This is a genomic window from Sphingomonas sp. AC411 (assembly GCF_979253035.1).
In genome coordinates this window covers 255742-275442 of record NZ_CEEDAQ010000001.1, presented here as the reverse complement: position 1 = coordinate 275442, position 19701 = coordinate 255742, and the positions used below count along the sequence as shown (strand labels likewise).

At 66.6% G+C, this 19701-nt stretch carries 11 protein-coding genes and 3 pseudogenes; 10 read left to right on the top strand and 4 right to left on the bottom strand.

The window, feature by feature from the left end:
* Positions 1-39: 39 nt before the first annotated feature.
* The 3 genes from AC0IX7_RS01430 to AC0IX7_RS01420 all read left to right on the top strand — a co-directional run bounded on the left by AC0IX7_RS01430 (position 40) and on the right by AC0IX7_RS01420 (position 2970).
* Positions 40-384 (top strand): hypothetical protein, encoded by a 345-nt coding sequence (locus AC0IX7_RS01430; protein WP_471810124.1) that lies wholly within the window; start codon positions 40-42, stop codon positions 382-384.
* A gap of 127 nt (positions 385-511) precedes the next feature.
* Entirely contained in the window at positions 512-1333 is an 822-nt protein-coding gene (locus tag AC0IX7_RS01425) for a sensor histidine kinase (protein ID WP_471810123.1), read from the top strand.
* Positions 1334-1482: 149 nt separating this feature from the next.
* The gene (locus AC0IX7_RS01420) at positions 1483-2970 is read left to right on the top strand and encodes a deoxyribodipyrimidine photo-lyase (RefSeq protein ID WP_471810122.1); all 1488 of its coding nucleotides are present in this window, start codon (positions 1483-1485) and stop codon (positions 2968-2970) included.
* A gap of 43 nt (positions 2971-3013) precedes the next feature.
* Here AC0IX7_RS01420 and AC0IX7_RS01415 read toward each other — a convergent pair whose 3' ends face one another.
* The 3 genes from AC0IX7_RS01415 to AC0IX7_RS01405 all read right to left on the bottom strand — a co-directional run bounded on the left by AC0IX7_RS01415 (position 3014) and on the right by AC0IX7_RS01405 (position 5495).
* On the bottom strand, positions 3014-3679 hold the full coding sequence (locus tag AC0IX7_RS01415; RefSeq protein ID WP_471810121.1) for a UPF0149 family protein: 666 nt from the start codon (positions 3677-3679) through the stop codon (positions 3014-3016).
* 43 nt (positions 3680-3722) lie between these two features.
* Positions 3723-3920, bottom strand: a complete 198-nt coding sequence (locus AC0IX7_RS01410) for a hypothetical protein (protein ID WP_471810120.1) — start codon at positions 3918-3920, stop codon at positions 3723-3725.
* Between the two features lie 75 nt (positions 3921-3995).
* The gene (locus AC0IX7_RS01405) at positions 3996-5495 is read right to left on the bottom strand and encodes an MFS transporter (RefSeq protein WP_471810119.1); all 1500 of its coding nucleotides are present in this window, start codon (positions 5493-5495) and stop codon (positions 3996-3998) included.
* 123 nt (positions 5496-5618) lie between these two features.
* Between AC0IX7_RS01405 and AC0IX7_RS01400 the strand changes: the two genes are divergently transcribed.
* Positions 5619-6311: a DUF6445 family protein gene (locus tag AC0IX7_RS01400; protein WP_471810118.1), complete on the top strand. Its 693-nt coding sequence runs from the start codon at positions 5619-5621 to the stop codon at positions 6309-6311.
* 147 nt (positions 6312-6458) lie between these two features.
* Here AC0IX7_RS01400 and AC0IX7_RS01395 read toward each other — a convergent pair.
* Positions 6459-7479: pseudogene (locus tag AC0IX7_RS01395) on the bottom strand (LacI family DNA-binding transcriptional regulator).
* A 199-nt stretch (positions 7480-7678) separates the two neighbouring features.
* On the opposite strand from AC0IX7_RS01395, the pseudogene AC0IX7_RS01390 reads away from it, so the two are divergent.
* From AC0IX7_RS01390 to AC0IX7_RS01365, 6 genes and pseudogenes are all read left to right on the top strand, one after another.
* Positions 7679-10646: pseudogene (locus AC0IX7_RS01390) on the top strand (TonB-dependent receptor).
* A 96-nt stretch (positions 10647-10742) separates the two neighbouring features.
* Complete coding sequence (locus tag AC0IX7_RS01385; RefSeq protein WP_471810117.1) at positions 10743-12257, top strand: tryptophan halogenase family protein; 1515 nt, start codon at positions 10743-10745, stop codon at positions 12255-12257.
* Positions 12254-14056 (top strand): alpha-amylase family glycosyl hydrolase, encoded by a 1803-nt coding sequence (locus tag AC0IX7_RS01380; protein WP_471810116.1) that lies wholly within the window; start codon positions 12254-12256, stop codon positions 14054-14056. The genes AC0IX7_RS01385 and AC0IX7_RS01380 overlap by 4 nt, the downstream gene beginning before the upstream one ends.
* Positions 14056-15668 (top strand): annotated as a pseudogene (locus AC0IX7_RS01375) (alpha-amylase family glycosyl hydrolase). Before AC0IX7_RS01380 ends, AC0IX7_RS01375 begins: the two are co-directional and overlap by 1 nt.
* A complete protein-coding gene (locus tag AC0IX7_RS01370; protein WP_471810115.1) occupies positions 15665-17197 on the top strand; it encodes a tryptophan halogenase family protein in 1533 nt (510 codons plus the stop codon). Before AC0IX7_RS01375 ends, AC0IX7_RS01370 begins: the two are co-directional and overlap by 4 nt.
* Positions 17194-19695 carry a glycoside hydrolase family 31 protein gene (locus AC0IX7_RS01365; protein ID WP_471810114.1) on the top strand — a complete coding sequence of 834 codons (2502 nt, stop codon included), beginning with the start codon at positions 17194-17196 and terminating at the stop codon, positions 19693-19695. The genes AC0IX7_RS01370 and AC0IX7_RS01365 overlap by 4 nt, the downstream gene beginning before the upstream one ends.
* The last annotated feature ends 6 nt before the right edge of the window (positions 19696-19701 follow it).

Sequence of the window (19701 nt, the reverse complement as noted above, 5' to 3'; positions counted from 1 at the left end):
GAAGTCCCCCGCCTCATCCCAAGATCGCTCTTCGGGCGGATGCTCGTCATCGCAGGCCTGTCTACCGGGCTAGCGCTCCTGTTCGCGGGGATCACGATCGGCAACGTGCTCGAGCGCTTCGTCATGCGCGGGCTCGACGAGCGGCTCGATGCGCAGGTCGCGGTGCTGGCGCGCGCGGTCCGACCCGACGCCACGCTCGATCGGACCCGCGCGGTCGACCTGCCGGAGTTCGGCGTGCCCGGATCCGACTGGTCGTGGCAGGTCGAAGGCCCCGCCGGTCGCTTCGATAGCGGCACAACCCGCCCCTGCCCCCGATCACGCCCCCGCTCCCAAGCCGGCGCCGCCGATCGACGCAGCGCCCCCAGCGCCGCGACCCGATCCTGAAGGACTACCTCGTCCTCCCGGTCCCGGTGGCCGCGAAGATCATGCACTCCATGCAGGCGACACGCGCGACCGCAGCGGCGAACGCATCCACTCGCGCACCCTGGACGTCACCACCCCACGCGGCACGGTGACGATCACCGCGATCGGTCCCCGCCGGATCGTCGAGGAGCCGCTGCGCGAGGCGATGATCCCGTTGCTCGGCTCGCTGGCGCTGCTCGGCGTCGGGCTTGCGTTGGCGACGCTGCTGCAACTCCGGTTCGGCCTGCGTCCGCTGCGCGATCTCCGCACGTCGCTCGCCGCGGTCCGCGCCGGCACCGAACGCCACGTTCCCGACGACCAACCCGGCGAGCTGCAACCGCTGGTCACAGAACTCAACGCGCTGATCGATCAGAACGCCGCCGGGCTCGCCCACGCCCGCCAGCATGTCGCCAACCTCGCGCATGGCCTGAAGACTCCGCTCGCCGCGCTCTCGCTGAAGCTCGCCGAAGCAGGGGCCGATAACGACGTCCGCGACATGGTCGACCAGATCGACCGCCGCGTTCGTCATCACCTCGGCCGTGCCCGCGCCGACGCGACCGGTGGCGCCCGCACCCGGACCCCGATCGCCCCCGCCGTCGACGATCTGGTCGCGGTGCTGCGCCGCATCCACGCCGAACGCCCGATCGCGCTCGACATCGCCATCCCTGCCGACCTCGCCGTCGCGATCGACCCACAGGACCTCGACGAGATGATCGGCAACCTGCTCGACAACGCCTGGCGCCACGCGCGCGGCGCAATCGCGATCGGCGCGGAGGCAGACGGTCCGCTCGTCACGCTCTCGATCGCCGACGATGGCACCGGCCTCGGCGATACCGCGATCGCGCAGGCGATGCTCCCGGTCGGCGCCTCGACGAGCAGGGCGATGGGCACGGCTTCGGCCTGTCGATCACCCGCGAACTCGTCGAACTGAACGGCGGCACGATCACGCTCGGTCGCTCGCCCGAACTGGGGGCTGCTTGTCCGCCTGGTTTTGCCGCAGCACCGCTAGTCCGGGTTTGACCGCCGCGAAGCAATCGACACGGCCAGGGATCGGCGGGCCGCAACGATGGTTGAGATGCCATGCCCGCTCCCCTTCCCCACTCGTTATCCTCCTGGTCCGAAGCGCCGCGCGTTCGGGCGCTGAACGCCCAAGTTGTCCGCCCGGACGGCCGCTATGTCCTGTGCTGGCTGCAACAGGCCCTCCGCGCGCGCGACAATCCGGTGATCGACGCCGCGATCCAGCTCGGCAATGCGCTGGGCCTGCCCGTCCTCGTCTATCACGGGCTGCGCGAGGATTATCCTTACGCCTCCGATCGCCTGCACCACTTCATCCTCGGCGCAAGCCGCGACCTGGCACGCGACTGTCGACAGCGCGGGGTCGGCTGCGTCCAGTACGTCGACCGTGCAGACGCGCGCGAAAAAGGCCTGGTCTACCGCCTCGCGGCCGACAGCGCTGCCGTTCTGGTCGAGGACCAGCCGACCTTCGTCGCACGATGGCAGTCGGAGCGGTTCGCGGAGCGCGTCGAGCGCGCAGTCTTCGCGGCCAACGCCGCATGCCTCGTTCCGCCGGCCGTGCTCGGCGACGGCATTGGTTCGACCACCGCGTTTCGGCGTCGCCATCAGCCGGTGCGGAGCGACTGGCTGGAAGCGACCGATGCCGTGCCGACGGTGGCGCCCTATGACGGACCGCTGCCATATACGCCGGACCGGCTGGATGCGTGTTCTGATGCCGACCTCGACCGCTTCGTCGCGGCGGCGGCGATCGATCACAGTGTGCCGGTCAGCCCGATATTCCGCGCCGGTCGCGAGGGCGCGCTGATACATCTCGAGCGGTTGATGGATACGGTGATGCCGACCTATGCGGCGACGCGCAACGACGCCACCAACCCGATCGGCGCCAGCATGCTCTCGCCCTATCTCCACTTCGGCGTGGTCGGCCCACGCGAAGTGATGGCGACGGTCGACGCCGCCGATGCGCCGGCCGCCAGCAAGGAGAAGTTCGCCGACGAACTGCTGACGTGGCGCGAATGGTTCCACTATCGGGCGCGCGCCCTGACAGCGCCCGAACGGTACGACCGCATCGCGGGATGGGCACAGGAAACGCTCGAAGCGCATGCCGCCGATCCGCGCCCCGATATCGAGACGCTCGACGCGCTGCTCCGTGGCGAAACCCGGGACGAGACGTGGAACGCCTGCCAGCGCCAGTTCCTGATCGACGGCTGGATGCACAACAATCTGCGCATGTACTGGGGCAAGCGGATCATCGCGATGACTCCCGATCCGCATACCGCCTGGGCGACTGCCTGCTACCTGAACGACCGCCTCAGCCTGGATGGGCGCGACCCGTCGACCTATGGCAACATCGCCGCGACGTTCGGCGGCGGTTCGCCAGGCCGGGACGGACCTTCGGTCTATGGCAAGGTGCCGACCCGCTCGGATGGCTCGACGCGCCACCGCCCCGGCGGTCCCGATTGGCTGCAAGCAGCGGCGGCCAGACCGCGTCCCGATACCACGGTGCCAACCGGCCTGCCGACCGCGCTTTATCTGACGGGCAAACCGCCGTTGTGAGCGGTTGCCTTCGCCAGTGTCGCCCTGGTGAACCTGGAAGCGGCTAGCCGCAGCACCGTTTGGATTTCTTGCCCGACCCGCATGGGCAAGGATCGTTCCTGCCGATCTTGGCCGATGCCGCGCCGATCGCCTGCGCCGGCGAGTCCGTCTGGCGCCGCGATCGCGCCAAGTGCAGGCGCTGGACGCCGTCGACCAGATCGGTCGTCGCGCGATCCTCGAATGCGTTGATCTCCATGCTGTCGAGCGGGCTTTCGTTGCGCGCGATGGCGATCAGCGTCGACAGGCTCTCGAGCGCGGCGGCAGCGTCCGGATCATCGCCGTTCGCCACCGCATCCCAGCCGTCCGGCCGTAACGCCATCGCCTCGGCGAACCCGTCGATCCACAGCTCCCACAACACGTCGCCGTTACGCTCGTCGACGTCGAAGATCGGTCGCAGCTTGCCGCGGGCGAGGTCGCGCGCGATCTCCGCATGGCGTGCCATGACCGCATCGGCGAACCACTGGACGTCGAGCGGGTCGTCGAATGCCGCGACGCCGCTGTCGTCGGAGCCCCAGACACTCTGCAACCATTCGGCCGGCGCGATAGCGTCGGGGCTGACCAATATGCCGGTCAGAAACCCGTCCAGCTCGGTCAGCAGCATCGGTTCTTCAAGCGGAAGATCGGCGAGCGCATCGTCGAGGCGGCGCAGTCGGGATGCGAGCTGTTTCATACCGTCACGGCGTGATCGGTCGGGCAGAGTATCGGGCGAGCACTCACAAGCTCACGCCGCGCCTGGTCATCTCGGCGGCGGCCATCGTCTTGAGCGCTCCTGATGTCTCGCGTGCGAAGATATCCGCGAGATCGAGCAGATCCTCGTCGTTGAGCGCGGCGATCGATGCGTGGATGGCCGCAAGTTCGGCGACCGCGTGAGCGCCCTCGACCGTGCGGCGCTTGATCCGTGATTTGAGCATCACCCGCCGATAGCAGCAGTTGGTCGAAAATGGCAAAGTCGGAACGCGTGCGATCAGGCCCGGCGAGCAGCCCCATCACGCAACGCCGTCCCGGGTTTCGGGAACCCGCAGCATCGCGAGCGCGGCAAGCGCCATGACGACCGCGGCGAAGGCCATCGTCCAGATCGGCTCGGTCGGGAAGAACGCCTTCAACACCGAGCCCATCAGCGTCGCGACCAGCAGCTGAGGTAGCACGATGAAGATGTTGAACAGGCCCATGTAGATACCGAGCTTGGCCTGCGGCAGGCTGGAGGCGAGGATCGCATAGGGCATGGCGAGGATCGACGCCCAGGCGATACCGATGCCGACTTCGCTGACGATCAGCAGGGTCGGATCGCGGACGAAGAGGAAGCTCGCAAAACCTGCGGCGCCGCACAGCAGGCACGCGATGTGCGTCTTCACGCGGCCGATCCGCTTTGCCAGCCGGGGCAGGATCAGCAAGGCGACCAGCGCCGCGACCGCGTTGTAGACCGCGAACAGCACGCCGACCCAGTCGCTGCCGGCATTGTATGCGGCACTCGTCGCGTCGCTCGATCCGTACATATATTGCGCCACGACGGGCGTGCTGAAGATCCACATGATGAACAGCGCGGACCAGCTGAAGAACTGGACGAGCGCGAGGCGTTTCATCACGTCCGGCATGTCGCCGAAATCGCCGACGATCTGGCTCAGCGCGTTGTCGGTGTTGCCGCCGCGCGCGAGCACGATGGCGACGAGGCTGGCGACGCCGAACGCGACGAGCAACCCGCCGAGCAGATACACTTCCTTCTGCAACGCGAGTTCGGGGACCGCGACGATCACCGCTATGCCGGCGACGATCCAGGCGATGCTGGTCGCAAAGCCGCGACTGGCGAGCGCGCGGACCGGTGCGGGCAGTGCCTCCTCCGCGTCGCGCTCGGCGAACGATGCCATCTGGCCGGGGCTGTACTCGCGCGTGTTGCCGACCGTCCACAGGACGGCGAGCAACAGTGCCGCGCCGCCGAACCAGAAGCTGTAGCGGACCGTATCGGGCACGCCCGCCAACGCATCGCCCGACACGCCGAGATGTGCGAGCACGAACGGAAAGATCGATCCGACCACTGCGCCGGCGCCGATGAACGCGGTCTGGAGCGCATAGCCGGCGGTGTGCTGTTCCTTCCGCAGCATGTCGCCGACGAACGCACGAAACGGCTCCATCGACACGTTGATCGAGGCGTCGAGCACCCACAATGTCAGCGCGGCGAGCCAGAGCATCTTCGCCTCGGGCATCACGAACAGCGCGAGCGCGGCGAGTACGGCGCCTGCGAAGAAGTAGGGGCGGCGGCGGCCGAAGCGGGTCCAGGTGCGGTCGCTGTAATGGCCGATGATCGGCTGGACGAGCAGCCCGGTCAGCGGGGCGGCCACCCAGAGATAGGAGAGATCGTCGAGCGATCCGCCGAGCGTCTGGAAGATCCGGCTCATATTGGCGTTCTGCAGCGCAAAGCCGATCTGGATGCCGAAAAAGCCGAAGCTGATATTCCACAGGCCGGCAAAGCCCTGGACTGGTTTCTCGGTCAAAACGCGGCTCTCCCTTGGCCGTCGCTTGTCTGCGCGACGATCCTGCCGGTGCGGCTTGACGCCAAGCGGCGGTCGAAACAACCATGCATACGAATACCTTGCCCTGTCGCGCCCCCGCACGCCATGAAGGCGGGGATGACCGACATGCCGAAAACCACGCTGCATCTCCAGGGCCGGGAGCAGCGTCCGCTGATCGCGATCGACGATTTCTGGTCCGATCCGGACGCGCTGCGCGAGGATGCGGCAAGCTTGCGGATGACCGCGATCGGCCCGCATTATCCCGGTGTCCGGGCCGAGGTACCGCCTCGCCTGGCCGAGACGATGCGCCGCCGGATCGCACCGTTGCTGGCGAAGCATTTCGGTCTCGATCCGGCGCCGGCGGTGTCGGAGGCTTATTATTCGCTGGTTACTACCGCGCCCACCGATCTGGCACCGATCCAGCGACTGCCGCATTTCGATGGCGTCGAGCAGCGGCGGATCGCGGTGCTGCTGTTCCTGGGGCATGGCGAGCAAGGCGGCACCGCCTTTTATCGGCAGCGATCGACCGGGTTCGAGAGCGTCGATGCGTCGCGGCTCGATCCGTTCAAGACGGCGCTGGAGGCGGGCGTGCAGGCGCATGGCATGCCGGAAGCGTCCTACATCGCTGGCGATACTCCGCTTTATGAGTGCGTCGCGGTCCAGCCGGCACGCTTCAACCGTGCGCTCGTCTATGCGGGGAATACGCTGCACTGCGCGTATCTGCCGCCGGAGGTGGTGCTGAATTCGGACCCCCTGGCGGGGCGGCTGACGCTGAATCTCTTCCTGTTCGACGATTGAGCGGCCACCCGTACACCGATCCTCCCCGCCAGGGGAGGTGGCGCCGAAGGTGACGGAGGGGGAGGTTACGCAACTGCGGTTGATCATGCCGCCCCCTCCGTCAGGCTGACGCCTGCCCCCCCCTGGCGGGGGAGGATTTTCGTAGCGCTATGCCCCGCTGCTTGCGCGGATCACCAGTCGGGTTGGCAGGGGGCGTCTTCGGACACATCGCCGCGCAATCTCGCCAGCAGCGCCCGCACCAGCGCCTCCCCGGCCCGGCGCGCGTCCTGCGTGACGGTCGTCAGCGGCGGGTTGGTGAGTTGCGCTGAGGCGATGTCGTCGAAGCCGACGATCGCGACGTCGTCCGGGATCGCTTGCCCTGCAGCCGCCAGCGCGCGCATCGCGCCGATCGCGATGCTGTCGCTGGCGGCGAAGATCGCGTCATACCCGGCACCGCGCCGTGCGAGTTCGGCGACCGCCTCCTGCCCGGCATCTTCGGTGGTGATCGCATCGACCTGCAATGCATCATCCACCACGAGGCCCGCCGCCTCCAGCGCGTCGCGATATCCCCGATACCGATCCTCGAGTTCGGGATACCGTCCGTCAGCCGTGCCCAGGAACGCAATCCGGCGCCGCCCTTGCGCGATTAGGTGCGCGGTCGCCGCCTCTCCCCGCCGCGGTTGTCCGAACCGACCGTTATCCCCGCCGGCCCGGTGCCGACCGCGCCCCAGCGCACCACCTTGGTCCCCTGTTCGGTGAGGTGATCGAGGCGCGCACGATAGGCTTCGTAATCGCCGTAACCGAGCAGGATGATGCCATCGGCCTTGCGGCTGTCCTGGTAATCGACGTGCCAGTCGCCGGACAATTGCTGGAACGAGATCAGCAGATCGTACCCGGCGCGCGCGCAGGCGTGCGTGATCGAGCCGAGCATCGACAGGAAGAACGGGTTGATGGTGGAATCGTCTTCGGCGGGTTCCTCGAAGAACAGCAGCGCCAGCGTGTTCGCCGATTGGCTCCGCAACGACGACGCATGTTTGTCGACGGCATAGTGCAGACTTCGGGCGATCGCCTCGATCCGCTGGCGAGTCTGCGGATTGACCGACTTCGATCCACGTAGCGCGCGCGACACGGTCGGCTGCGACACGCCAGCCAGTTGCGCGATGTCGAACGATGTCGGACGGCGGCCCATCATTGGAGCCTGTGTGGGCAAAAGTGGTCGAGAAGAGACAGGGACTGCATGAACCAGTGAATACGTATGCCCGTCCCTTTTGCAACGACCCCTGCCGAAATATAGCCGGCTTGCGACAATCGACGCGAAAGCACGACGTCGAGGCTACCGACACAAGTCATTGAGGATGCGCGGGATCATTCCCGCCAAAGGGGTATTCATGAGCAATTTTGCACCGTGCCGCGCGCGCGCCACGAACGGCGTTTCCGCGCACAGCCACCTCGCGCTCCGCGTCAGCGCCACCGCGCTCGCCGCCGCGCTGATCCTGCCTGGCCAGGCCGCGTTCGCGCAGGTTGCCCCCGGTGTTCCCAACGCCAATTCGACCGCGCCCGCGCAGGTCGATGCCGTCACGACCGCAGCAGAGCCCACGCCGCAGCCGGCCGACGCCGTGCCGACCGCGCCGCAGGACGCCGCCGCAGCAACCCCGGCGGACGACGGCGGTGACGATATTGTCGTGACCGGCATTCGCGCCGGCCTCGAATCCTCCGCCAAGATCAAGCGCCAGTCGGTCCTGATCGTCGACTCGATCTCGGCCGAAGACGTCGGCAAGCTGCCCGACGTGTCGATCGCGGACTCGCTCGCGCGCCTGCCCGGCGTGACCGCGCAGCGTCTCGAAGGCCGCGACCAACGCCTGTCGATCCGCGGTCTCGGCCCCGATTTCTCGACCACGCTGCTCAACGGCCGCGAACAGGTCACGACCGGTGACAATCGCGGCGTCGAGTTCGATCAATATCCGTCGGAATTCTTCAAGAACGTCAACGTCTACAAGTCGGCCGACGCCTCGCTGATCGCCGCCGGCATCGCCGGCACGGTCGACCTGCGGATGCTGCGTCCGCTCGACCAGCCCAACCGGATCGTCGCGATCAGCGCACGCGGCCAGATGAACGGCATCGACAAGCTCAATCCCGACGGCACACGCTACGGCTATCGCGCGTCGGCGACCTATGTCGACAAGTTCGCCGACGACACGCTCGGCATCGCGATCGGCGTGTCGGCGACGCAGACGCCGTCGCAGAACGAGCGCTACAACGCCTGGGGCTACACCGGCACCGGCACCGCGGCCGATCCGTTTCTGGTCAACGGCGCCAAGCCCTATGTCCAGTCGAACGAGCTGAAGCGCTACGGCGGCGTCGCGACGATCGAGTGGCAGCCGTCCGACAGCTTCCATTCGACCTTCGACGCGCTGTATTCGCATTTCGAGGAAACGCAGATCCTGCGCGGCATCGAATTCCCGCTTGCCGGGCAGCTGGCCAGCGCCGGCACGGCCGGCGGCACGACGGTTTCGGGCGTGACGAGCAGCGACGGTTTCGTCACCGACGCGACGTTCGGCAACGTCTTCGGCGTGCAGCGCAACGATTATAACCAGCGCAAAGCGGACAATTACTCGTTCGGCTGGAACAACGATCTCAAGCTGACCGACACGATCCACCTGAACGTCGACGCGAGCTGGAGCCATGCGGATCGCACCGACTTCCTGCTCGAGACCAACACCGGCACCGGCTTCGCCAAGAGCGGCGCGGCCGACACCGTCACGGTCAAGCAGAACGGCAACGGCACCTACACCTTCTCGCCGACGCTGGATTACACCGATACCAACGTCTTCAAGCTGACCGACCCGCAAGGGTGGGGCAACAACGGCACGCAGCAGGTCGTCCAGACCGGCTTCCTCAACCGGCCGAGCTTCAAGGACGATCTGAAGTCGCTGCGCGCGAGCCTCAACGGCGAATTCTCGGACAGCGTCGTCAAAGGCTGGGAAGCCGGCGGCAACTACAGCCAGCGCAAGAAGACCAGCGCCTACACGTCCTATTTCCTGTGCCCGCCGGGCGGCGGCGTGGGCTGCACCGTGTCGAGCGGCTCGCCGCTCAGCAGCGACGTTCCCAGCGAGTCGCAGCTCGGGACCAATGTCGCGCTCGACTATCTCGGCATCCCGCAGATGCTGACGCTCGATCCGCTCTATCTCTACAACACCACGCTGCAGTCGGCGTTCGACGGCCGGCCGTCCGCGCTGGTGCGCGACAACGTCGTGCTCGAAAAGGTTTGGACCGGCTACGCCAAGGTCACGCTCGACGGTCTGGTCGGCGATAAGCCGCTCAAGGGCTCGATCGGCGCGCAGGTTGTGCATTCGGACCAGAGCTCGACCGGGCAGATCGCCAGCGTCGTCGGCGGCGCGGTGACGATCGCACCGGTGAAGGAGTCGGTGAAATACACCAACTTCCTGCCGTCCGCGACGATGTCGGTCGAACTGATCCCGCTGGGCTTCGTCAAGGTCGGCGCATCGCAGACGATGGTCCGTCCGCGCCTCGATCAGGAGCGCGTCACACAGGACGTCGCGATCAATCTGACCAATATCGGCCAGACGCCCGCTGGTCTGTTCCCGGTGTTCACCTCGACCGGCGGCAACGTCAACCTGAAGCCGTATCAGTCGACCAACATCGACCTGTCGTTCGAGAAGTATTTCAGCGGTGGCGGCTATGTCGCGCTGTCGAGCTACTTCAAGCACCTGACCGACTTCGTCGATCCGAACAATTCGCTGCCCTACGACTTCTCGGCGCTGCTCCCTCCTGACCGCGGCGCAGCAGGCGCAGGTGATCGCGGCGGGCCAGACGATCGGTAACGTCTCTTTGCCCGACAATACCGGTCGCGGCGAAGTGCTCGGCGTCGAGGCAACCCTGTCGCTGCCGTTCAAGGCGATCACGTCCGCACTCGACGGGTTCGGCATGTTCGCCAGCGGCAACTACACGCAGTCGACGATCAAGTACGGCAGCAATCCGACCGAGGCGATCACCCTGCCCGGCCTGTCCAAATGGACCGGCAGCGGCACGATCTACTTCGAGAAATGGGGCTTCCAGGCGCGTGCGAACTATCGCTATCGCTCAAGCTTCCTCGCCGAGGTCGCAGGTCTTTCGGCCAACCCGACCTATCGCACCGCAAAGGCCGAGGCGATCCTGGATGCGCAGATCGGCTATGAGTTCCAGTCCGGCCCTCTGCGCAATTTCGCGATTTTGGCGCAGGCGAAGAACCTGACCGACCGGCCGTTCGTGACCTACCAGAACGACGACCCGCGCCAGGTGATCGACTACCAGCGCTATGGTCGTGATTACTATGTCGGCATCACGTACAAGTTCTAACGGGCAAGTTCCGATGTCGATGGCGGGGCGGTTCAGGCCACCCCGCATTTTGCCCGCGACGGCGGCACCTGACGGTTTCAAGCGGGGACGCGGACGATGGCCAATCACCCTTTGCGTATCGTGATCGCCGGTGGCGGTACCGCCGGCTGGATGGCGGCGGCCACCTTCGCGCGGTTCCTGGAGACGGGGTACGAGATCGACCTGATAGAGTCCGACGACATCGGCACGGTCGGCGTCGGCGAAGCGACGATCCCGCAGATCCATCTGTTCAACGATGCGCTCGGGCTGGACGAGGATGCGTTTCTCCGCGCGACCGGCGGCACGTTCAAGCTCGGCATCGAGTTCGTCGACTGGTTCAAGCCGGGCCATCGCTACATGCACGCGTTCGGCGATGTCGGGCGCGACGTCGGGTTGCTACCGTTCCACCAATATTGGCTCCGCGCGCGGTCGCTCGGGCTCGCTGGCGATCTCGGTGCCTATTCGCTCAACACGCATGCGGCGCTTGCCGAGCGGATGCAGCGGGGGCCTGCCCGTACCGCTCGGACGCTGCCGTCGATGCCGTACGCCTATCATTTCGATGCGGGGCTCTACGCACGTTACCTGCGACGCTATTCCGAGACGCGCGGCGTCAACCGGATCGAGGGCAAGATCGTCCGTGTCACGCGCGACGGCGATAACGGGGACGTCTCCGGCCTGGTTCTGGAGAACGGCACGACCGTCGCCGCCGACCTTTATATCGACTGCACCGGCTTTCGCGGGCTGCTGATCGAGGAGGCGCTCGGCACCGGATACGAGGACTGGACGCACTGGCTGCCGTGCGACCGTGCCATCGCGGTGCCGTCGAAGCGGAGCGAGGTGTTCACGCCGTACACCCGCTCGACCGCGCATGCCGCCGGCTGGCAGTGGCGGATCCCGTTGCAGCACCGGACGGGCAACGGCGTCGTCTTCTCTAGTGCTCACATGAGCGAGGACGAGGCGACCGCGACGTTGTTGGCCGGACTCGATACACCGGCGATGGCCGATCCGCGGACGATCACGTTCCGCACCGGCCGCCGCAAGCGGATGTGGAACCGCAACGTCGTCGCGCTCGGGCTGGCAGCGGGGTTCATGGAACCGCTCGAATCCACCAGCATCCACCTGATCCAGTCTGCGATCTCGCGACTGTTGAAGCTGTTGCCCGGTCGCGTCATCGCCGAGGCCGATCGCACCGAGTTCAACCGGCAGAGCGACTTCGAATACGAGCGCATCCGCGACTTCATCATCCTCCACTACAAGGCGACGGAGCGCGACGACACGCCGTTCTGGCGCCAGTGCCGCGACATGGCCGTCCCCGACACCCTCGCCGCGAAGATCGAATTGTGGCGCGGCAACGGGCACATCGTCCGCGAGCATGAGGAGCTGTTCACCGAAGTCGGCTGGCTTCAGGTGCTGGCGGGACAAGGCATCATACCGGCGGGCCACCATCCATTGGCGGACGCGATATCGACGAACGACCTGGGGGAATTCATGGACACGATCGACAAGCTCAACGCGCGCGAAGTGGCGCAGATGCAGGATCACGCCGCATTCGTCGCGCAGCACTGCGCGGCATCCGCAGGACTCGGCGCATGAGCATCGCCGCCGCCATCCTGCTCGCGCTGTCCGGCGCGGCCGCCGTGCCGCCCGCCGACTACCGCGCGCGTGCGCCGCAGGACGAGGTGATCTATTTCGTCCTGCCCGACCGGTTCGAGAATGCCGACCCGTTGAACGATCGCGGCGGGATCGCTGGCGATCGCCTCAAGACCGGCTACGATCCGACCGCCAAGGGCTTCTATCACGGCGGCGATCTGAAGGGCCTGACCAAGCGCTTGGATTACATCCAGCATCTCGGCGCGACCGCGATCTGGCTCGGGCCGATCTTCAAGAACAAGGCGGTGCAGGGTTCGCCGGGCCACGAGTCCGCCGGCTATCATGGCTATTGGATCACCGACTTCACGCAGGTCGATCCGCATCTCGGCACCAATGCCGACATGACCGCCTTCGTCGATGCGGCGCACGCGCGCGGGATGAAGGTGTATATGGACATCATCATCAACCACACCGCCGACGTGATCCAGTACCGCGAATGCGCGGTCGGCATGCCCTGCCCGTACCGCGCCCGCGCGACCTATCCGTACCAGCGCAAGGGCGGCGTCGGCGGCAAGGCGATCAATGGCGGGTTCGCCGGCGACGACGTGCGGACCGCGGCGAACTTCGCCAAGCTGACCGACACCACCTATGCCTACACGCCGTACGTGCCCGCCGCCGAGCGTAACGTGAAGGTGCCGGCGTGGCTCAACGACCCGATCTATTACCATAATCGCGGCGACACGACTTTCATGAACGAGAGCTCGACGATGGGCGATTTCTCGGGGCTCGACGACGTGATGACGGAGAACCCGCGCGTCGTGAGCGGTATGATCGACATCTTCGGATCGTGGATCGACCGGTTCAAGGTCGACGGCTTCCGCATCGACACCGCGCGCCACGTGAACCCTGAATTTTGGGCGCAGTTCGTGCCGGCGATGCTGACGCGCGCACAGGCGAACGGCATCCCGAACTTCCACATCTTCGGTGAAGTCTCCGATCACGAGGTCCGCCCCGCCGTGCTCGCGCAGCATACGATCGTCGACAAGCTGCCCGCAGTGCTCGACTTCGCGTTCCGCCAGGCGGTGGTTGAAACCGTCGCCGGCACGCGCGGCACCGACGCGTTCGAGGCCTTGTTCGACGGCGACGTGCTGTATGCGAAGGGCGTCGATACCGCAGCGATCCTGCCGACCTTCACCGGCAACCACGACGACGGCCGCTTCGCCACCTACGTGCGGAAGGCGTTCCCCCAGGCATCCGACGAGGAAGTGCTGCAGCGCGTCCTGCTGTCGAACGCGATGCTGCTGACGTTGCGTGGCGTACCGACGATCTATTCGGGCGACGAACAGGGCTTCGTCGGCGACGGTAATGATCAGGACTCGCGCGAGGACATGTTCGCGTCGAAGGTCGCGATCTACAACGACAACCGCCTGCTCGGCACGACCAAGACGACGGCGACCGAGAGCTTCGGCGAGACCAATCCGCTGTTCCGCCAGATCGCGGAGCTGGCGAAGGTGCGCGTCTCGCATCCCGCACTCTCGCGTGGCCGAACGGTCATCCGCAGCCGCAGCGAGACACCGGGCCTGCTAGCCGTGTCGCGCTTCGATCCGACGACGGGTGCGGAAATCCTGATGGCGTTCAACACCTCCGCCAAGCCGCTGACGCAGGCGGTGCAGGTCGAGATCGGCTCCACGCGCTTCGCTACGCTCGTCGGCAAATGTGCGGCTCGCGCTGCCGCCCCCGGCAGTGTCACACTCACCCTGCCCGCGTTCGGCTATGCCGTCTGCGCCGCGGAGACTCGTTGATGCCTGCACGATTGCCTGAGTCCGCTGCCGACCACCCGTGGTGGAAGGGTGCGACGATCTACCAGATCTACCCACGGAGTTTCGCGGACTCGAACGACGACGGGATCGGCGACCTACCCGGTATCACCGCGCATCTCGATTATGTCGCCAGCCTCGGCGTGGATGCGGTGTGGCTGTCGCCGTTCTTCACCTCGCCAATGGCGGACTTCGGCTACGACGTGTCGGATTACCGCGACGTCGATCCGATCTTCGGCACGCTCGCCGATTTCGACGCGTTGATCGCGCGCGCGCATGCGCTCGGCCTGAAGATCATCATCGACCAGGTCTATTCGCACACGTCGGAGGAGCATGACTGGTTCCGCCAAAGCCGCGCATCGCGCAGCGGGGACAAGGCGGACTGGTATGTCTGGGCGGATGCGAAGCCCGACGGCACGCCGCCGTCGAACTGGCAGTCGGTGTTCGGCGGCCCGGCCTGGACCTGGGACGCGCGACGCGGCCAATATTACATGCACAATTTCCTGAAGGATCAACCGCAGCTCAACGGGCATAACCCCGCGGTGCAGGACGAGCTGATCGCGACCGCGCGGTTCTGGCTGGATCGCGGCGTCGATGGCTTCCGCCTCGATGCGATCAACTTCGCGATGCACGACCCGGCGCTGACCGACAATCCGCCCGCGCCCGCGACCAATCGCGCAAGGACGCGGTCGTTTGATTTCCAGATGAAGCTGCACAACCAGAGCCATCCGGACATCGTCGGCTTCATCGAGCGGATCCGTGCGCTGCTCGACGAATATGGCGCCGGGTTCACCGTCGCCGAAGTGGGCGGTGACGACAGCGACCGCGAGATGAAGCTGTTCACCGGCGGCAATGGCCGGCTCAACAGCGCGTACGGCTTCGACTTCCTGTACGCGGATCGGTTGACGCCCGAGTTGATCGTCGATGCGGTCGGCAACTGGCCCGATACGCCGGGTCTCGGCTGGCCGAGCTGGGCGTTCGAGAACCACGACGCGCCACGCGCGATCTCGCGCTGGACCACGCCCGACCAGCGCGAGGCATTCGCGCGGATGAAGATTCTGCTGCTCGTCGCGCTGCGCGGCAACATCTTCCTGTACCAGGGGAGGAGCTGGGGCTGACGCAGGTCGACATCGCCTTCGACGACCTGCTTGATCCTGAGGCGATCGCGAACTGGCCGTTGACGTTGTCCCGAGATGGCGCCCGCACCCCAATGCCGTGGATCGGCGCGGCGCCCGATCTCGGGTTCGGCAGCACCGAGCCTTGGCTGCCGTTCGGGGAAGATCACCGCGCAATCGCGGTCGACGCGCAGGAAGCGGATGCGGCGTCGCTGCTGCACTGGACTCGGACGCTGATCGCCGCGCGGAAGGCGCATCCGGCGTTGCGGCTTGGGAGCCTGCGGATCGTGCACAGCGACGATGCGGTGATCGCATTCGAGCGGCAGTCCCAAGACGAGACGCTGCTCTGCGTATTCAATCTCGGGGACGACGCACGTGGCTGGCCGACCGGCATCGCGACCGATGGCGATATGCTGTTCGCAATCGACGGCGCCGACACGACGAAGCTGCCCCCGCTGTCCGGGCTGGTACTGCGGCGGTGATCGACGGACGCGGCCAGCACATCGTCGTCCTCGGCGGTGGCACCGCCGGGTGGATGACCGCGTGCCTGGTCGCACATCGCTGGAGCGCGCGCGGCGTCCGCGTCACGCTGGTCGAGAGCCCGGAGATCGGCATCGTCGGCGTCGGCGAAGGATCGACCCCGCAGTTGAAGCACTTTTTCGACACGCTCGGCATCGCCGAAGCCGGGTGGATGCCGGCGTGCGACGCGACGTATAAGCTCGGGATCGGCTTCGAGGGCTGGTCCGACCGCGCCGGGTACGAACGCTATTTCCACCCCTTCCCTACCGCACTCGACGGCCACACCGCGCCGCAATTCTTCTACAATGCGCGGGCAAGGCGGACCGGTCGCGATGTCGACGCGCATCCCGACCAGTTCCTGCTCCCCGCCCGCCTCGCCGCCGCGAACTGCGCGCCGCAGCCTGCCGCAAGCTTCCCGTTCGAGGTCAGCTACGGCTATCATTTCGACGCGTACAAGGTCGGTGCTTTCCTCGCCGCGCACGCTACCGAGACGCTGGGGGTGGTCCACCTTCAGCGCCGGATTGCCAGCGTCGAGCGCGCCCCGAACGGCAATATCGCCGCGCTGATCGATACCGATGGCGAGCGCATCGCGGGCGATTTCTTCGTCGACGCCAGCGGGTTTCGCAGCACGATCTTCAGCGCGCTCGAAATGCCGTTCGTCAGCTACGCCGACGCACTGTTCAACGATCGCGCGGTGGTAATGCCGACTGCGCACGTCCCCGATGCGGCGATCCCCAGCCAGACGCGCGCGACCGCGCTGTCGGCGGGCTGGGCATGGCATATCCCGCTGACCACCCGCATCGGCAACGGCTATGTCTATTCCAGCCGCCACCTGACCGAAGCGCACGCCGAAGCCGAACTCCGCGCACATATCGGCGGCGACACCGGCGAAGCGCGCCACCTCAAGATGCGTGTCGGTCGCGTCCGCGACAGCTGGTCGCACAACGCACTGGCCGTCGGGCTGGCCCAAGGCTTCCTCGAACCGCTCGAGGCGACCGCGCTGCACCTCGTCATCGCCACGGTAGAAGCGTTCCTCGACGGGGTAGATGCGGGTGGCGCGACCGAAGCGGTCCGCACGGCGTTCAACACGCGCATCGCCGCGCGCTACGACGGCGTCCGTGATTACATCGTCGCGCATTACCGGCTGAACCAGCGCCACGACGATCCGACCGGCTATTGGGCGGAAGCACGCGGAGTCGAAGCCCTGTCCGACGACCTCAAGATGTTGATGTCCACCTGGTTCACCGGCGCCGACATGGTCGCAGCGATCGATCGTGCCGGGCTCGGCCGTTATTATTCCGCGATCAGCTGGCACTGCCTGTTCGCCGGCTACGGCACCTTCCCAGATGCCGCGCGGCTCACCCCGCCCGGCGGAGATATCGATTCCATCGACCTGCCGAAGATCGACGATTTCCTGACCCGTTGTGCATCGAATTTCGGGTCGCACGCCTCTCGCCTCCGCCACCTGGCGGACCACAAGGATCACGTATGAAACGCATCGCCCTCCTGCTCGCGGCCACCGCCGCCATCTGCAGCACGTCCGTCCAAGCCCAGACTAGCGTCGTCGCAGCGCCCAAGCTGATCCCGAGCCGCGACGGCGTCGAGGTCCAGGTCGGAACGACGGTGACTCGGATCACCGCGATGACCGACGGACTCGTGCGCGTTCGCGTCGCCAAGAACGGCTTGTTACCCGAGAATGCGAGCTGGGCCGTCCCCGCCGCGATCCGCCACCAGAAGATCGCCGTCACCGCAGCCCCCGACGGCTTCGCGACCGCCAGCGTCCGCGTGCGTGTCGGTCCAGGCGGCGCGATCACCTTCGAGACGCTCGATGGCAAGATCATCTCCGCCGACGCCGCCCCAGTCGCGACCGACGGCAAGGCGTTCGCGATCTCGAAGACGCTGCCGATCTCGGAGCATTTCTACGGCCTCGGCGATAAGACGCAGGGGCTCGACCGCCGCGGCCACGGCTTCGTCGACTGGAACACCGACGCGTTCGGCTTCAGCAGTGCGGACGATCCGATCTACAAATCGATACCCTTCTTCATCGGCACCGGCGGCGCAGGTGGCAGCTACGGCATCCTCCTCGACAACACGTATCGCACCTGGTTCGACTTCGGCCACCGCGATGCCGAGACGCTCTCGTTCGGCGGCCCCGACGGCCCGATCGACTATTATTTCATCGCCGGGCCGTCGATGGCCGAAGTCACGCGCCGCTATGCCGACCTGACCGGCCACGCCCCGCTCGCGCCGAAATGGGCGCTCGGCTATCAGCAGTCGCGCTACAGCTATGGCAGCGCCGACGAGGTCCGCCAGATCGCCGCGCGCCTGCGCAGCGACCGCGTACCGACCGACGTCATCTGGCTCGACATCGGCTATCAGGATCGCAACCGCCCCTTCACCACCGACGCCAAGACCTTCCCGGACCTCCCCAAGCTCGCCACCGAGATGAAGGCGGACGGGATCAAGCTGGTCGCGATCACCGATCTCCACATCGCCGCGGTCGAGCAGGGCTATGCGCCGTACCAGAGCGGGATGAAGGCCGACGCATTCATCAAGAACGCCGATGGCAGCCCCTATGTCGCGCCGGTCTGGCCGGGGCCGTCGATGTTCCCGGATTTCACCAAGACCGCCGCGCGGACCTGGTGGGGCGAGCAATACAAGGGCTTTCTCGACGCCGGGATCGCGGGGTTCTGGAACGACATGAACGAGCCAGCGATCTTCGAGACGCCGACCAAGACGATGCCGCTCGACACCCGCCACCGCATCGACAGCGACGATTTCGCGGCGCGCATCACCGATCACCGCGAGGCGCACAACGTCTACGGCATGCTCAACACGCGTGCGACGTTCGACGGTCTACTCAAGCTGCGCCCCGACGAGCGCCCGTTCGTGATGACGCGCGCGAGCTATGCTGGCGGGCAGCGTTATGCGGTCACCTGGACCGGCGACAACAGCGCGACCTGGGATCATCTGAAGCTGTCGGTGCAGCAGATCATCAACCTCGGCCTGTCGGGATTCGGCTATAGCGCCGCAGACGTCAGCGGGTTCGCGGGCGGCCCGAGCCCCGATCTGCTCACCCGCTGGACCGAGATCGGTGCGTTCACGCCGGTGTTCCGCAACCATTCGGCGACCGGCACGCCGCGGGTCGAGCCGTGGGTCGACGGTCCCGACCACCTCGGGATCCGCCGCCGCTTCATCGAGGAGCGCTATCGCCTGATGCCGTATTTCTACGCGCTTGCCGACCAGAACGCCCGGTTCGGCGATCCGATCATGCGTCCGGTGTTCTACGATTACCCGGCCGCCGCGACGGCATCGTGCGACCAGTCGATGGCGTTCACGCTCGGCAAGTCGCTGCTGATCGCGCCGCCGCCCAAGCCAGAGTCGCCGCAGGTCTACGACGTCTGCCTCCCCGCGGGCGGCTGGTACGATTATTGGACCGGACAGCGCGTCGGCACGCCCGAGCCCGCCGCCGCCGGCCCGATCCAGTCGGCGACGCAGGCCGTACCGACCGCGCGCACGCTCGGAGACCGCGTGACCGAAACCCCGCGCCTCGACCATCTGCCGGTGTTCGTCCGTGCCGGCACGATCCTGCCCCGCCAGCCTTTGGTCCAGAGCACGAGCGAAACCCCCAACGGCCCGCTGCGCCTCGACGTCTATCCCGGCACGGACTGCATGGGCACGCTCTACGAGGACGACGGCCGTACGCTCGCGTACACCCGCCACGGTTATTTCCGTCAGACGGTGCGCTGCACGATAACGCCGACCGGCCTGTCGATCGACTTCGCCAAGCCCGAGGGCAGCTTCAAGCCCTGGTGGAAATCGATCGCCGTCACCGTCCACGACTGGACCGGCACCGGCGCGGCGACGGTGAAGGGCAAGCGCGTCGCGGTGATGCAGGATAGCGCGACCGGTTCGTCGACGATCGCCGTTCCCACCCAAAACGCAGCGAGCACGATCGTCGTCGAGGGGCGCCAAGCCACCGCGGGGTAAGCGCCA

Bases quoted from the DNA above. Each gene is read 5' to 3' on its own strand.
- AC0IX7_RS01430 (WP_471810124.1), top strand. From the start codon at position 40: ATGCTCGTCATCGCAGGCCTGTCTACCGGGCTAGCGCTCCTGTTCGCG.
- AC0IX7_RS01380 (WP_471810116.1), top strand. From the start codon at position 12,254: ATGAGCATCGCCGCCGCCATCCTGCTCGCGCTGTCCGGCGCGGCCGCC.
- AC0IX7_RS01420 (WP_471810122.1), top strand. From the start codon at position 1,483: ATGCCCGCTCCCCTTCCCCACTCGTTATCCTCCTGGTCCGAAGCGCCG.
- AC0IX7_RS01415 (WP_471810121.1), bottom strand. From the start codon at position 3,679: ATGAAACAGCTCGCATCCCGACTGCGCCGCCTCGACGATGCGCTCGCC.
- AC0IX7_RS01400 (WP_471810118.1), top strand. From the start codon at position 5,619: ATGAAGGCGGGGATGACCGACATGCCGAAAACCACGCTGCATCTCCAG.
- AC0IX7_RS01385 (WP_471810117.1), top strand. From the start codon at position 10,743: ATGGCCAATCACCCTTTGCGTATCGTGATCGCCGGTGGCGGTACCGCC.
- AC0IX7_RS01410 (WP_471810120.1), bottom strand. From the start codon at position 3,920: ATGCTCAAATCACGGATCAAGCGCCGCACGGTCGAGGGCGCTCACGCG.
- AC0IX7_RS01365 (WP_471810114.1), top strand. From the start codon at position 17,194: ATGAAACGCATCGCCCTCCTGCTCGCGGCCACCGCCGCCATCTGCAGC.